The sequence below is a fragment of the Mesobacillus stamsii genome (assembly GCF_030814065.1).
Classification (GTDB): Bacteria; Bacillota; Bacilli; order Bacillales; family Cytobacillaceae; genus Mesobacillus; species Mesobacillus stamsii.
This window is the reverse complement of record NZ_JAUSUN010000018.1, coordinates 19,428-35,030: the sequence shown is the minus strand read 5'-3', so window position 1 is coordinate 35,030 and position 15,603 is coordinate 19,428. Positions and strand designations below refer to the sequence as shown.

General features: G+C 42.9%; 11 protein-coding genes and 1 pseudogene. 10 read left to right on the top strand and 2 right to left on the bottom strand.

Annotation, left to right across the window (positions count from 1 at the left end; translation table 11 throughout):
• Nucleotides 1-43: 43 nt before the first annotated feature.
• Together J2S25_RS13770 and J2S25_RS13765 are read left to right on the top strand one after the other, a co-directional pair.
• Nucleotides 44-1,213, top strand: coding sequence for an HD-GYP domain-containing protein (locus tag J2S25_RS13770; protein ID WP_307192163.1), 1,170 nt, complete (start codon nt 44-46; stop codon nt 1,211-1,213).
• A gap of 162 nt (nt 1,214-1,375) precedes the next feature.
• Nucleotides 1,376-2,596, top strand: coding sequence for a hypothetical protein (locus tag J2S25_RS13765; protein WP_307192162.1), 1,221 nt, complete (start codon nt 1,376-1,378; stop codon nt 2,594-2,596).
• Between the two features lie 375 nt (nt 2,597-2,971).
• On the opposite strand, the gene J2S25_RS13760 is transcribed toward J2S25_RS13765, so the two are convergent.
• Nucleotides 2,972-4,024, bottom strand: a complete 1,053-nt coding sequence (locus J2S25_RS13760) for a M20 family metallopeptidase (protein WP_044392119.1) — start codon at nt 4,022-4,024, stop codon at nt 2,972-2,974.
• A 285-nt stretch (nt 4,025-4,309) separates the two neighbouring features.
• On the opposite strand from J2S25_RS13760, the gene J2S25_RS13755 reads away from it, so the two are divergent.
• From J2S25_RS13755 to J2S25_RS13735, 5 genes and pseudogenes are all read left to right on the top strand, one after another.
• Nucleotides 4,310-7,801: a bifunctional 2',3'-cyclic-nucleotide 2'-phosphodiesterase/3'-nucleotidase gene (locus J2S25_RS13755; protein ID WP_307192161.1), complete on the top strand. Its 3,492-nt coding sequence runs from the start codon at nt 4,310-4,312 to the stop codon at nt 7,799-7,801.
• 231 nt (nt 7,802-8,032) lie between these two features.
• Nucleotides 8,033-8,248, top strand: a pseudogene (locus J2S25_RS13750) (hypothetical protein); the annotation flags it as partial.
• A gap of 302 nt (nt 8,249-8,550) precedes the next feature.
• A complete protein-coding gene (locus J2S25_RS13745; RefSeq protein ID WP_307192160.1) occupies nt 8,551-9,693 on the top strand; it encodes a DEAD/DEAH box helicase in 1,143 nt (380 codons plus the stop codon).
• Between the two features lie 115 nt (nt 9,694-9,808).
• Nucleotides 9,809-11,296, top strand: coding sequence for an amidase family protein (locus J2S25_RS13740; protein ID WP_307192159.1), 1,488 nt, complete (start codon nt 9,809-9,811; stop codon nt 11,294-11,296).
• 24 nt (nt 11,297-11,320) lie between these two features.
• Nucleotides 11,321-11,455 carry a hypothetical protein gene (locus J2S25_RS13735; RefSeq protein WP_260983522.1) on the top strand — a complete coding sequence of 45 codons (135 nt, stop codon included), beginning with the start codon at nt 11,321-11,323 and terminating at the stop codon, nt 11,453-11,455.
• A 107-nt stretch (nt 11,456-11,562) separates the two neighbouring features.
• Here the strand turns inward: J2S25_RS13735 and J2S25_RS13730 are convergent, their stop codons facing one another.
• Nucleotides 11,563-12,429: a YitT family protein gene (locus tag J2S25_RS13730; RefSeq protein ID WP_307192158.1), complete on the bottom strand. Its 867-nt coding sequence runs from the start codon at nt 12,427-12,429 to the stop codon at nt 11,563-11,565.
• A 154-nt stretch (nt 12,430-12,583) separates the two neighbouring features.
• Between J2S25_RS13730 and J2S25_RS13725 the strand changes: the two genes are divergently transcribed.
• From J2S25_RS13725 to J2S25_RS13715, 3 genes are all read left to right on the top strand, one after another.
• On the top strand, nt 12,584-13,456 hold the full coding sequence (locus J2S25_RS13725) for a CBS domain-containing protein (RefSeq protein ID WP_241768432.1): 873 nt from the start codon (nt 12,584-12,586) through the stop codon (nt 13,454-13,456).
• 193 nt (nt 13,457-13,649) lie between these two features.
• Entirely contained in the window at nt 13,650-14,792 is a 1,143-nt protein-coding gene (locus J2S25_RS13720) for a trans-sulfuration enzyme family protein (protein WP_044392107.1), read from the top strand.
• A 106-nt stretch (nt 14,793-14,898) separates the two neighbouring features.
• Nucleotides 14,899-15,471 carry a YflT domain-containing protein gene (locus tag J2S25_RS13715; RefSeq protein ID WP_084221738.1) on the top strand — a complete coding sequence of 191 codons (573 nt, stop codon included), beginning with the start codon at nt 14,899-14,901 and terminating at the stop codon, nt 15,469-15,471.
• Nucleotides 15,472-15,603: the final 132 nt, after the last annotated feature.

Here is a 15,603-nt window from a genome sequence, read left to right as displayed (position 1 = left end):
GGGAAATACAATGGTATTTTGACAGAAAAAAAGAGGTACTATAATGCAAAGTTCTTTTGAAGAGCCATCTTTGTATCATGAAGAAAAAAGAGGATTAAAATGGTTTATCACTTTATTTTATATATTGTTTATTTCTTTTGAGATTTTCTACTATTATCTTCACCCAAAATATGTATTGCATAAGGATATATTGCTTTTTACGGATTCTAGGTATTTTTATCACTTTTTAATTTTCTTATTATTTCCAACGGTATTATTTCTATTAATAAAAGGAAAACTTTATTCCATTAAGTTTATTTTTTTTCTGGGATTTATTATTTTTACAACCTTCTATGATTCAGTGACTTATCTTGGGAAAGAATCAGGCTATGATAGTGGTAATATTGTTGAAGTATTTTTTATTTTATTTGCACCTATTTTTGTCAATACTGCTTTCTTTTGGACGGTTTCTTTAGGTATACTAATAAAGTATTCCTTTATTGGATTATTATTAAATACAACTGAAGTGTTATTTCCCATTGCTGTTATTTTATTCTTATCATTATTAGGATTTATTATTTTAAAAAGATATCAAGGCTATGTTGAAGCAATTAAGGAATCGTATGACAATCAACTTTCAGGCATTGTTAAGGGAGTAATTGCCACGCTTGAACTAAAGGATCCCTATACAAGAGGCCACAGTGAAAGAGTAGCATACTATGCCACTTCACTTGCTGAAGCAACTAGAGAATACACAAAAGACCAACTTCGATCCTTTACTTATGCTTGTTTGCTACATGATATAGGGAAAGTAAATATTCCTGACTCAATATTGATGAAACCTGGAAAATTAACAAAAGAAGAATACGAGATTATTAAGGCACATCCAGTAGTAGGTGCAAACGCCATCGATAAAGTCAATGGTCTAGGAGACAATCTTGATATTATCAAGTTCCATCATGAAAGGTGGGATGGAAAAGGTTACCCTGAACAATTAAGGGAAAAGGAAATTCCTTATTCAGCAAGAGTGGTGGCGATTGCCGATGCTTTTGATGCGATGACTTCTTCTCGTTCATATCGGTCTGCGATGACTTTAGAGGTAGCTTACAAAAGAATTATCGAGGGCAAAGGCACGCAATTTGATCCGGAACTTGTAGAGAAGTTTAAGCGGGTTTTTCCAGAATGGGTTACATTCCACAAAAGTTACGACTGGAATGAAAATCATTTTGTTTAAAACAGATTAGTAAGAGAGGAGGGTTTGGTCATGAAAATCCGTAAATTGAAAAAGATTAAAACTACCTGCTGGTGGTGCCCTTTTATTAATCAATAAAAACAAAGAGAGAGGGATGTTTTATTAAAACATCCCTTTTTAATTTCTTAGGACAAAGGTGAGGGTATGGAGATTACCTATAGAACTGTAGTGAGTCTTAAGCAGCTTGCAATTAGAAAAGATCAAAAACATTATATTGTTGAAGATGTAATCAATGGCGAGTTTTACGAAATGCCGGAAGTGTGTATTGTGGCAATTGAACTACTCAATCAAAGTAAACCGCTTAATGATGTGGAAAAAGAATTGCTCCATAGATACCCCGAGGAAGATATAGACTTATCAGATTTTATCTCTCAGCTTTTAGAACTAAATTTAGTCAGCAAAATCAACGGAGAAGAAGTGTTGAAAAGTATAGTTCAGAAAGAACAATCGGGTTATTCATGGATTCCCAAAAATCTCGGCAGTTTTTTCTTTCCTTCTTTCAGCTCTTATCTTTATCTCGCTTTATTGTTTGCTAGTATTGGTTTACTTTTGTACAATCCTGCATTGTTTCCGCGTTACTCGGATTTATTCGTTTTTGACCTTATGCTGCAGAATATTGTTGTAGTGCTGATCATTACGTTTGTTCTTGTCCTGCTCCATGAATTCGGCCATGTTTTGGCAGTTAGATCAGAAGGACTGCCTGCTAAGATAGAAGTCGGGCATCGGCTCTTTTTGGTGGTATTGGAAACGGATATGTCTCACGTTTGGAAGCTTCCGGCTGAAAAGCGGAATAAGCTTTATTTAGCTGGAATGTATTTTGATTCTGTTGTGTTGTTTATAGGATTGCTGGGGCAAATGTTTACAAGTGAAAATGCACTCCTCGTCGGTTTATTAAAACTGGTGGTGCTGGATACTTTCATTCGCTTAGTTTATCAGGCAGCTGTTTTTATGAAAACGGATCTTTATTATGTGATCGAGAATAGGACGGGCTGTTATAATTTGATGGAAAACGGCCGGAATTTCCTGGCGCGCTGGCTGCCATTTTTGCGGGTGCCGCAAACGGAAACATTTGCAGGAGAGGAACGGTTTGTTCGTGCTTATTCAAGTTTCTATTTGGTCGGAGTCGTCTTGACCATCGCCATCACCGGCTACTACTATGTTCCGCAAATGGTATTCGCAGTGAACCATATTATGATACCGGGCTTTTTGGAGCCGGTGACTAGTCTTCGCTTTTGGGATTCAGTTGTCTTTTTGCTGCAAATTCTTTTCGTTTCGGGATTATTAATTTATTCATGGAGCAAAAAATATCGTTTCAGCAGGAAGAAAAGCACAAGCGACTCGAAGGCATATGAGTCTGTCCAATGAAAAATTTGTCATTATTCCTATTCAATCGTTTTTTTTGAATAAAAAAATCCGTGGATTTCGCTCCGACAGACAGACTCCCAGGCGCTCGAGTTGGGCAAAAAGAAAAAAACAGCAGGTTTGGGTGTGTAGAGCGAAAAGTTTTCAAGAAAGCCTCGTTATTTTGACAGGTTCTACGTTCTTATCAAAAAACCGAGCCTGTGTGGGTTTGGGGTAAAATTATTTATTTGGATGGTGTAGGCTCGGTTGCTATCGGAGTAGGTTTGATCGAAGCAAGGAGGAGGCTCACCTGTCGCCCCGCGGAAAGCAAGTGTCTGGAGTGGAAATCGATTATCAGCCAAACCAAAAAAAGGCCGGGCGGTTTTTGCCCGGTTTTTCTTACCACGTTTTACTATATTCTATTAATATGTTTTTATACTTTTCCAGCGATTCAAGTAGCACGAACTCATCGTCTCCATGCCAGTTTGCACCGCTTGGTCCAAATTCAATAGCCGGGATTCCATGGATTGCGAAATACTGGGTGTCTGCTGCTCCGTGCTGGCCGAATAAGATGGCGTCACCGTCCGTATGCTTTTCTAAAACGGTCTTTAGTTTCGTAATGAACGGATCGTCCGACTTTGTCGCGACAGGAATCCCTTTTAACCCAACAGTAATGGTACCGTCGACAATGCTCTCAATTTGTTGGATGATGGTTTCTGCTTTTTGACCGGGAAGATAGCGAATATCAAGGGACATGACACAGTGGTCTGGTACTTTATTAAAAACTTCACCGCCAGAGATGATGGCAAGATTAATGGATGGCGATTGGTAAAACGCTGAGCTTTCTTTTGTGAATGGCAATTCCAGCAGCTTTTCGTAGGCTTGGAACGCTTTGATAATTGCATTCTCGCCTTCCCATGGGCGGCTTCCGTGCGCCGATTTTCCAATTACGTCTACTTCCAGTCTTAAGACACCTTTTGCCTGCAAGGCGATCCCGAGCTGGGTCGGTTCTGAGGCGATCACAAAATCACCGCGATAGCCATTTTCGACAAGGTAGCCTGTGCAATTTTGACCACCGATTTCTTCATCTGAGACAATTTGCAGCTGGATTTTCACTCCGAGTTTTTGATCCAGTAATTCCTTCATCGCGAACATCATCGCTGCAACGCCAGCTTTCATATCGGCTGCGCCTCTGCCATAGAGTTTGCCATCCTTCTCAACTGGCACAAACTGTTCTTTTTTTCCGCTGACAACATCTACATGGCCATTCCATACAAGCGTTTTATCCCCTTCGCCCATCTCGCATACGAGCATTTTATAGCCATTATTCTCTATCAAACTCGGTTTCAATTTTTGCTCAATTAGCCATTGTCTGCAAAACTCGATCGCCTGATTGGCCCCTTCCACGGTGGAGCTGTCTATCAGGATTAGTTCTTTTACTAACTCCTTCATTTCAAAAACACTCCCAACGGATTCTTTTATACATTACCACGTAAATCGACTTTTAATCATATATCCATGTTAGTCTTTTTTGCAGAAAAAGCATAAAAATACAATTCGTCAACAGTGCTTTTTTTCTGGCGGTGTTCGTAATTTTCAGGAGGTAAGTCCTGAATTGACAGATAAACTTTACAAAAAGTTAAGAAAATTCAGGTCCATTAGTTCATTTTCTTCCTGTCCATTCCTACTATAATTAACTCGTACTCTACCAATTTACTTATTAAGGAGATGAATTTCTTGAAGAAGCCTTTGCGCAAGTTAGGAAAAACCGTTGTTGCTACGACAATGGCATTGTCAGTTTTGGCAGGACCAGCTTCCTATACAGCATTTGCTGCTGGAAAACCTAGTCATGCCGGAAAACCTGCACAACCAGGAAAGCACGAGGTACAGCTTCGGATCATGGGAACGACCGATATTCATACGCACCTATATAATTATGATTATTATAAGGATGCCGAGACAAATGAATTTGGTCTTGCCAAAACAGCCACGCTCATCAAACAGGCGAGAGAAGAAAAACCGGGCAAGAACAATCTCCTTTTTGATAATGGCGATTTAATTCAGGGCAATCCGCTTGGCGACTATAAAGCCAAGGTTGATGTGCTGGAAGATGGGGAAATGCATCCGGTTTTTGAAGCGATGGAACTATTGGATTATGATGCAGCTACCGTCGGCAATCATGAATTCAACTACGGTTTGGATTATCTTGATGAGGTGCTGGATGACGCGCCAATGCCATATGTAAATGCCAATGTTTTCAAGGATGATGGCGACGATAATCCTGATAATGATGAAAATTACTTTAAGCCTTATACGATTTTTAACAAGAAGGTCACGGATAGTAACGGCAAAACACAAATGATGAAGATAGGCGTTGTAGGTGCTGTCACGCCGCAAATCTTGCAATGGGATAAAGCCAATCTCGATGGCAAGGTGGTTACAAAGGACATTGTAACATCAGTTGAAGCGCAAATTCCGAAGATGAAGGAAGAAGGTGCTGACATCATCATCGCTTTAGCCCACTCTGGAATTGGCGATGAAAAAGTGGTGGAAATGGAAGAGAACGCTGCCTATGACCTTTCCCTAGTTGATGGCATTGACGCAATCATTACCGGACATAACCACTTAACATTTCCTGGCAGCTTTACTGACTTGCCTGGTGTGGATTCGGAAAACGGAACTATCAATGGTGTACCTGTTGTTATGGCAGGGAACTGGGGCAATCAGCTTGGCGTGATGGACTTAACGATTGCCAAGGAAAAAGGCAAATGGAATGTGAAAAATTCCAAGTCTGAGGTAAGGGCCATTTATGACAAAGCAACGAAAACATCATTGGCAGACGCAGACGAAGAAATTTTAGCTGCTGTAAAAGAAGACCATGAGGGGACAGTGAATTATGTCCGCCAGCCTGTTGGCCAAACTGCTGCCAATATCAACAGCTATTTTGCGCTCGTTCAAGATGATCCATCCATTCAGATCGTGACGAATGCCCAGAAATGGTATGTAGAAAAGCAAATCAAAGGCACTCCCGATGAAAACCTGCCGATCCTTTCCGCTGGAGCTCCATTCAAATCAGGCAGAGGCGGAGCAAGTGACTATACTTACATCCCGGCAGGTACGATTGCGATTAAGAATGTAGCCGATCTTTATCTGTATCCAAATACCGTGTCAACGATCAAAATCAAAGGAAGCGATGTAAAGGAATGGCTTGAAATGTCTGCCGGACAGTTCAACCTTATTGATGAGAACAGCACGGGGGAACAAGCGCTGATCAATCCGGATTTCCCGGTTTACAATTATGATGTAATCGATGGCGTGACTTACGAAATCGATGTAACGGAACCGGCAAAATATGATAAGAATGGAAAGGTAGTAAACGCGGACGCAAATCGTATCAAGAATCTGGAATACAACGGGCAGCCAATTAACCTTGAGCAGGAATTCTTAGTTGTAACAAACAATTATCGTGCTACTGGAACATTCCCGGGTGTGAAAAATCAAACAGCAGTAGAAATGTATCCAGATGAAAACCGTCAGGCAATCATCGATTATATCCGCGAAGTGGGAACGATTGATCCCTCTGCGGACAATAACTGGAGTTTTGCTGGTGTGAGCAAAGATCTGAATATTACCTTTACCTCTACTCCAGATGCACAAAATGAGCTGCCAGAGAGTGGCCTAATTGACTATGCTGGCGAAGCTGCAAATGGCTTTGCGAAATTCAAGCTCCATTTGCCAATCGCCCTTCAGCTTTTAGGAATCAATGACTTCCATGGTCAGCTGGACACGTACAATGCGAAAATTAATGCAGGCGGTGTGGATTATCTTGCTGCCTATTTAAAAGAACGGGAAGCGACTAATCCAAACACCTTGCTGCTTCATGCTGGTGATGCTGTAGGTGCAAGTTCCCCTGTTTCCGCTTTGCTTCAGGACGAGCCTACGATCAAGATGTTGAACGAGCTTGGTTTTGATGCGGGTACGGTCGGCAACCACGAGTTTGATGAAGGTGTAGAAGAAATGCTGCGTTTGATCAATGGTGGAAGCCATCCGAAAACAGTGGAAAAGTACGGGGAATTCGAAGGAGCTGACTTCCCTTATGTTGCCGCTAACCTTGTCTACAAAGAGACAGGTGAGAATGTCTTAGATCCATACAAAGTCATCGATGTAAATGGCATTTCCGTTGGCGTAATTGGAGTCGCGTTATCCGATACTCCAAGCATCGTCATTCCGAGTGCAGTCACTAACGTGGAGTTCACAGACGAAGCGGAAGCCATCAACCGCTATACAGAGGAGTTAAAGGCGCAAGGTGTGGAAACCATTGTTGTTTTGGCTCATAATCCATCCACTTCAAATCAAGATGGATCGAATCCAGGGGAAGAACTTGTGGACATCGCTCAAAAGGTGGATGACGAAGTGGATGTGTTATTGGGCGGACATAACCATGCTTATACAAATACAACAGTGGATGGCAAGATTGTTGTCCAGTCGTATTCTTCCGGTACCGCTTTTTCTGATGTCGATTTACTGATCAACCCGGTTACAAAAGATGTCATCGCTGGAAAATCTGAAATTGTCACAACATACCGAGACAAAATCGAGCCTGACCCGGAAATAAAAGCAATACTCGATAGCTATGTATCAGAGGTCGCGCCGATTTTGAACGAAGTAATTGGAACCACCCCTTCCGATATTAGCCGAGAAACCAGTGTTGCTGGTGAATCTGCGATGGGCAATTTGGTTGCGGATGCCATGCGCTGGCAGACGGGGACTGATTTTGCCTTTATGAACTCAGGAGGCGTCCGTGCTGACATTGACGCAGGGGAAATCACATGGAAAGAAGCTTTCACTGTGCAGCCATTCGGAAACGACCTGGTGAAAATGAACGTGACGGGAGAAGTCATCAAAACTTTGCTTGAGCAGCAATGGGGCAGCAAGGTCCGAATCATGCCAATCTCTGGTTTGAAGGTAACTTATGATGATTCCAGAGCGGCTGGAGACCGCATTGTTTCGATCACGAAGAATGATGGAACACCTGTTGAGATCGAGAAAACCTATTCTATCACCGTCAATAACTACATGGCAGGTGGCGGGGATGGCTATGCAATCCTAGCAACCATTGCTGATAAGCAAATCGATGTAGTCGATTTGGATGCATTGGTAAACTATATCAAGGCGCACGGAGAAGTGAACCCGAAAATCGAGGGCCGTGTAATAAAAGTAAATCAATAGATTAAAAGAGAGCACAGATTCTGTGCTCTTTTTTTCGTGAAAAAAGGATAGGTCTTTCGAATCAAATTTCGAGACACGAAGAAAAATTTTTCGACGCAATACATGTCTCGACGCAAGTTTTTACGATAAAAAAAGGCCGAAAGAATTAGATTTCTGTTTAAATAGGCTGATTTTGACAAAGAATCATGAGTTCTCATACAAAGCAAATTATGAAGTGGAATTCGATTACTGGATCAGACACCAGCCTGGTACATCGATTCTCCGTTACGCGGAATCTTTGACTACAAGGGACTTCCAGGAGTAACAGAGTTTGATTCTACTAAATCTTACATGAACGACTTGATCCCAGATGCAGGACGGAAAGTACCTGCTACATTCCCGATCAAGTTCCAAGTGATCGGCGAAGCGAAAGACAACTCTGCTGGTGCAGTGTGGATTCATAAATAAGGATTTAAGACATCGGGTGATTTTTCGTCCGATGTTTTTTTGTGAATTGGAAAAAAACGCATGGATTTTCCAGTTCGCCAATAAAAATTGAAAATCGCCAATATATTAAAATTTTTGCTAGAAAAATTGTGAAAATCGCCAATAAATTTTTATTTTCGCCAATAAAATTGTGAACTCCGCCAATAAAATAATTCTTGAGTGTATAACCTCATGAAAAAACGTGATTCAGTGGGGGAATACTGGACTTATACGCAGGTTTTAGCTAGTATCAATATTAGAATGTTTACGTGAAGGAGAAAAACATGTCAGAAACTCTACCAATAATTGCTCAATTGAAACCTTCTCTGCAGCTAGCCTGGGAGAAGGCCGGATTCGGGGCGCTAACTGCTGTTCAGTCGGCGACAATTCCGTTACTGCTAGACGAAAAAGACGTTGCTGCTGAATCACCGACTGGCACGGGTAAAACGTTAGCGTATTTACTTCCTGTCTTAAATAAAATCGATACGACAATGCAGAATACACAGGCAGTTATCCTCGCTTCCTCACAGGAGCTTGTCATGCAGATCCTCGGCGAAATCCAAAAGTGGGGAGAAGGCAGCGGCATTAAATCGGCAAGCCTGATCGGCGGGGCAAATATAAACCGGCAGCTGGACAAGCTGAAAAAGAGCCCACACATTATCGTCGGAACCCCTGGTCGTACAAATGAATTGATCAAGCAAAAAAAACTGAAAATGCATAAAGTCCGCATCATCGTGCTCGACGAAGGGGATCAACTGTTGACCCCTGAGCATACGGAAACAGTAAAGAGTATCGTAAAATCGACACTTGCCGATCAAAGGCAACTAGTCCTTTTTTCAGCGACACTGCCTGAGACTGTTGAAAAAGCGATCAGCAGGCTGGCGAATGATCCTGAAATTATTAAAGTGAAGAAGGATGATACATTTGACGCGGCAAAAGTGGAACATATATACTTCCGGAGCGAGCAGCGTGATAAAATAAAAATTCTTGAAAAAATCGCACGTCTTGATGGAACAAAGTCGCTCGTATTCATGAAAGATATTCCAAATTTGATTATCGCTGCCGAGAAGCTGAATTTCAAAAACATCCCGGTTGGGCAGCTCCATAGCGAATTGACAAAGCAGGATCGCCAGAAATACTTACAGAAGTTCCGTGATGGCAACAGTGAGATGTTGCTAGTCACTGACATTGCAGCTCGTGGCCTCGATATTAAGGGCGTAACCCATGTCGTCCATTTCGATTTTCCAAGGGAACAGGACCAGTATGTCCACCGTTCTGGACGTACGGGCCGTTTAGGTGCAAAAGGAACGGTCATCTCGATTGTCAATCAACGAGAAGAGCGGGATTTAAAGCGATTCTGTACTACGCTGAATATCGATCCAGTATTCAAGGAATTTTACGGTGGCAAAATAGTCGATGCAAAATAAAAAAGTGCAAGCTATAGGATCAGAGCCTATAGCTTTTTTGCTGCATTTAAAGGGATTTTCGTTAAAAATCGAGAATATATATTTCAAAGTTTATTAATCGGAAGGAACTGTTGACATGAAAAATCCACGCTTACATACATTGATGGAAGAATGGCTTCTGGAAGCGACAATCGATGACATGCAGGAAAAAATGGAGAGAGGTGAGCTGACAAGTCATGATCTTGTGCTCATGTATCAGGCTAGGATCGCTGCATTTGATAAAACAATCAACTCTGTACTTGAACTGAATCCCGATGCGCTGCATATTGCAGCTGCTCTTGATGTAGAGCGAGAACAAACGGGACCAAAGAGTCCGCTGCACGGCATCCCAGTACTGGTTAAAGACAATATCGATACTGGTGATAAAATGCATACAAGTGCCGGATCATTAGCTTTGAAGACTTCTATAGCGGAGAAAGATTCGTTTGTTGCTTACAAGCTGCGGGAGGCTGGTGCCGTTATCCTCGGAAAAACCAATATGACCGAGTGGGCTAACTTCATGGCAAATGGCATGAAAAGCGGCTACAGTTCACGAGGCGGCCAAGTTGAAAATCCATATGGTCCAGGCAAGTTCGACGTTGGTGGCTCAAGCTCAGGTTCTGGCGCATCAATTGCCGCCAATCTTGCAGCGGCTGCGATTGGTACGGAAACGGACGGCTCGATTTTAAGTCCAGCTTCGCAAAATTCACTGGTCGGCATCAAGCCGACTGTCGGACTTGTCAGCCGCAAGGGCATCATTCCGATAGCCCATACCCAGGACACAGCAGGTCCGATGGCGAGAACTGTCAAGGATGCGGTATATCTTTTAGAGGCGATTTTCGGGCAGGATTCGCAAGACCCGGCAACAATGGTAAGCTTACCTGAATTCAACCATAACGATCTTTTCGACAAAAAAGCATTAAATGGAATAAAGATTGCTGTAGTCCAGGAAGAGTACATTGGCAAATGGACGAAGGAACAGGAGCGAATTTTCCAAAAAGCCGTAGAAAAACTGAAAGAACTGGGAGCGGAGATGATGGAAGCGGTCATTCCTGCAGCAAAAGCGAAATGGGGATACAATGTGTTAAGTTATGAATTCAAGGCAGATCTAAATGCTTATCTGAACAGTCTGACACCGACTATTCCAATCAGAACACTTGCCGATGTGATTGCTTATAATGATGAACATGAGCAAAAAACGCTGAAATATGGACAGGAAGTTCTGCTGGAATCAGAAGCGACAAGCGGAGAATTGACAGAAACAGAATACCTTGAAGAACTGGAATTCAATCTATATATGGCTAGGGAACAGGGAATTGACTATGCCCTGAAGGAATACGGAGCGGATGTCGTGCTTTTTCCAATGGCTGGCTCGACAATCGCCTCCAAGGCGGGATATCCGTCGGTTACGGTACCAACTGATTACACAGAAGAAGGTGAGCCGGTCGGGATTACTTTCACAGGCACCGCTTTCAACGAACCGCTGCTGATCCGGCTTGCCTATGCCTACGAACAGGCAACAAAGGTCCGCCGCTCACCCGACCTTAGAATAAACGCCAGCAAAAAAATCCATACTACACCTTGAATTCATTTAAAGGAGCGAGGAAGCATGGGTAAGCAAAAGCTTGGCAACGGCAACGCCCAACGAAACAATAACAAGAAAAAAGGCAACAACACCCCAGAAGAACTGGTCGAGTTTACAACCGGACAGAAGGAGAAAAAGTTCAATAATCCGATCGATTAACGAAAAAAATCCTCCGGCGGTTCACTCGCCAGGGGATTTTTTTCGCTCTTTTCATTTTTATGGACCTTCATTTTTACGACAATTATCGATCATACCAAGTCATCATTCTAATGCTCGCTGATCTTATCAAAATTACTGCCCGAAACATCGGCGATATTCTCGATCGCGACGAGTGCGTTTGAATCGATATCATCGACCACCGATCGCAGAGTGGACAATTCAATCCGGCTGACAATGATGTAAATGATTTTCTTCGGTTCACTGGAAAAAACACCTTGGCCATGAATATAGGTCATGCCACGCCCTAATTGCTTCAACAGAGCTTCCGCAATTTCTTCCGGGACATCGGAAATGATCGTAACTGATTTAAGTTCCTCCATACCCTCGACGACAACGTCAATCATCTTAAAAGCGATAAAATAGGTGATGATCGAGTACATGGCGGTTTCCCAGCTGAACACGAGCAGGGCAGCTAAAAGGAAGATGAAAAAGTTCATCACCATGACGATCTGACCGACAGACACGGTGCGCTGCTTACTGACAAGAATGGCGATAATTTCGGTGCCATCAAGAGCTCCGCCAGCGCGGATGACGAGACCGACACCGGTACCAAGGATGACGGCGCCGATGATCGTCGCCAAAAATAGGTCATCCGTTACCTGATCGAAAAGATGGAAATAAGCTGTTGCACCGGATAAAATAATGACGCCGTACAGCGTCCGAAGCGTAAATTTCATGCCCATCCTCTTATATCCGATATAAAGAAAAGGCAGATTAAATAGGATCAGGAAAATACTCATGGAGATGTTGGTCAATTCCGCTGCAATAATAGAAAGACCGATGACACCACCATCGAGGATTGCATTTGGCACAAGGAACATATCAAGCCCAAAAGCAGCGATGACGGCCCCAATCGTAATCGTTACAAGCTGAGTGATTTCTTTTATCAATCTTTTTTTCTTCTGTTTTGCCACTATATCAAACCCTTTTCTATTGTATATACTATTATACTCATTGTACCAAACTAAAAAGTCTTCTGGAAATTTTACAATATCTATCCATGCTTAGGAAAAGAGTATTTTTGGGTAATAAACTAGGGAAGTGATTTGAAATAACGGAGGGACTAATTTGACAAATGAAACTCAGACTAAACATAGAACAATCAAGCAACAAACACGAACGAGTCAGCAAAGCAAAAAAAATGCAAATCAAAACAATGAAAAAGCTAAAAATCAAAACACCGATACGGAAAAAACAGCTTCGTTTTCTTCAGCAAATCAAGAGGTAAAACACAAAGAACAATCCGGCAAGTTCGAGGCCGCTTTCAATCGTATCCATAAAGCGCTGAAGGAAATGGTAAAGGGGACGGACAGCGATGCGTTTGTCGAACTGCTATACTCTGGTTATAAAAATCATTCCTTGATCCGCAAGTATAAAAGTGAGCTGCATCAGTTTGCGAAGCTGCGAAATGCGATTGTCCATGAGCGGGTGAATGCGGATTATTATATTGCCGAGCCGCATATTGAGGTCGTCGAACGAATGGAGGAAATCGCCAAAGAGTTTGAGAAGCCGCAGACAGCATTATCGATCGCAACAAGTCCCGTTTTCTATTATTATGAAGATGCTTATCTGAAAGATGTGCTTAAAGTCATCAATAAGTTTGATTTTACCAGATTTCCGATCTATGACAAGGATGATAAATATGTCGCTCTACTAACTTCTACAGAAATTATCCAGTGGATGGCGCAGCATTTTTCCGACAGTGTCGTTCCCTTTGAAAATGTTCAAATCAAAGAGTTGCTGACGAAGGGAAAAAATTATTTCGTGACCTTTGTAGATGAAAAAGCCTCCCTTTATCATATCGAGGAACTATTCGAACGCTATCATACGAGGGGCAAGAAGCTTCAGGCAGTCATCATTACGGAAACAGGCGACCGACATGGAAAACCAATCGGAGTCATCACACCATGGGATTTGCTGGACAGTGATTCAGAAGACTGAAAAATCGGTCATTGACGAAATCAAGACGATATTGGTATACTTCTGCTATTATCAATGAATGAATCTGTATCAAAGTGTGGAAGGACAGACCATGAGAATATCAAAGGGCTGATTCCTAAAGGACAGGAGAGGATTGCGGTTGAAGCCTCTCCTTTTTAAAGATTGTTCTATCTTTTAGAAGCGGGTGAATGTGATGACGAACAAGTTTGAAACGGAAGTGATTCATTCCGTACATACGAAGCAACAAGGAATTAAAAGCAAAGCAACACCAATTTACCAGACGTCTGCTTTTACTTTTAACGATCTTGACGAACTGGAGGGTTTTTATCAAGGAGAAGGGAATTATTTGTACTCCAGGGTCGGCAATCCGAATACGGATGAGCTTGGACAGGCGGTTGCGGCTTTGGAGCATGCGGAGGATGGTGTAGCTGCTTCTTCCGGATTGGCGGCGATTTTGGCAGGCGTCCTTGCAGTGGTAAGGAGTGGTGACCACATCGTTGCCGCGGATGACGTATATGGCGGAAGTTTTCATATGTTAAAAGCAGAGCTGGAACGATTTGGGATTGAAACAACATTCGTGCCATTTTCTGATTTGGACAACGTTACAAATGCCATCAAGCCTAATACAAAGCTTTTGTACACAGAGTCGATCACCAATCCGCTGCTTAGGGTGGAAAAACTCGAAGAAGTTATCGCTCTGGCAAAAACCCAAAACCTTGTTGTATTAGTTGACAACACATTTGCAACTCCGCTCCATGTACGCCCATATGAGCTCGGTGCGGATCTCGTTGTCCACAGTGCGACTAAATACATTGGCGGACATAGTGATGTTACTTCCGGAGTCATTGTCGGCAGAAAAGAGCTGATAGAAGCGGCGCGGGCGAGAGTCATCAACCTTGGAGCGAATCTGAGTCCGTTTGAAGCATGGCTGACTTGCAGAGGCTTGAAGACGCTGGCATTAAGGATGAAGGCCCAATCGGGAAATGCCCGGATGCTAGCAGAAAGTTTAAGGGAGAATAGCAATGTCGAAAAAGTATATTATCCTTTTACAGAAGCTGACCAAGGTTTTGGTGCCATCGTCACAATCGAGCTCGCCAATCATGTGGACACAGACCAATTTTTCAAATCTCTTGGCTGGGTAAAAATTGTTCCGACACTTGCAGGCGTAGAAACAACGGTCTCCCATCCGCTGAAAACTTCCCATCGCGCACTTCCCCCTGAAGCGCAGGCGGAGCTGGGAATTACCTACCGGTTGGTGAGGATTTCGGTTGGCATTGAAAATGGTGAGGATATCGTTGCCCAGTTCACTGCAGCATTGGAACTTGCTGTGAACTAAAATTTTTTTAAAAAAACATATCAACAGGAATCCTTCAACATTATGTTTACGCCTCCTGTATGCGGGTATCTTTAAAAGGACTACTCGTCTAAAGGAGGCTTTTACTATGTTTGAACATGAAAAACATCTAGTTGGAGTATATGATAACGAGCAAGACGCAATTCAGGCCGTTGAGGATCTGAAAAGGCAGGGATACCATCCTGATGATATCTCCGTTATTGGCAAAAACGACGATGAGGTGGATCACGTCAACGAAGCAACCGGTACAAAGACGGAGGAAGGCCTTGCCGCAGGAGCTGCAACTGGCGGTGTATTAGGCGGTCTTACAGGATTGCTAGCAGGCATTGGAGCATTGGCAATCCCTGGCATCGGCCCAATCGTCGCGGCAGGTCCGATTGCAGCAACGCTGACTGGCGCTGCAGTAGGGGCCGGAGCTGGAGGCTTGGCCGGAGCATTGATCGGAATGGGCATTCCGGAAGAGGAAGCAGAACAATACGAAGGCTATGTAAAAGAAGGGAAAATCCTTGTAGTCGTCGAGCGGGAGGAGAACAGAGTTGGTCTGAACGACGGAACAACGACCGTTGGAATGGACGGCGCAAGAACCAACAACCCGGTTGATGCACCCCTAACCTCGGACAACCCTGCAAATACTCGTTTTGACAAAACACGTGATTTTTAATTCATGAAAAAAAACTGCCTTTTGGCAGTTTTTTTTGGAGATAAGTAAAAAATGAACTCAAGGAGCACTCTATCCTGTTAGCTGTCAAAATAAAGGAGGTTTCTTGACAACTTTGCGCTCTGCTCTCCAAAC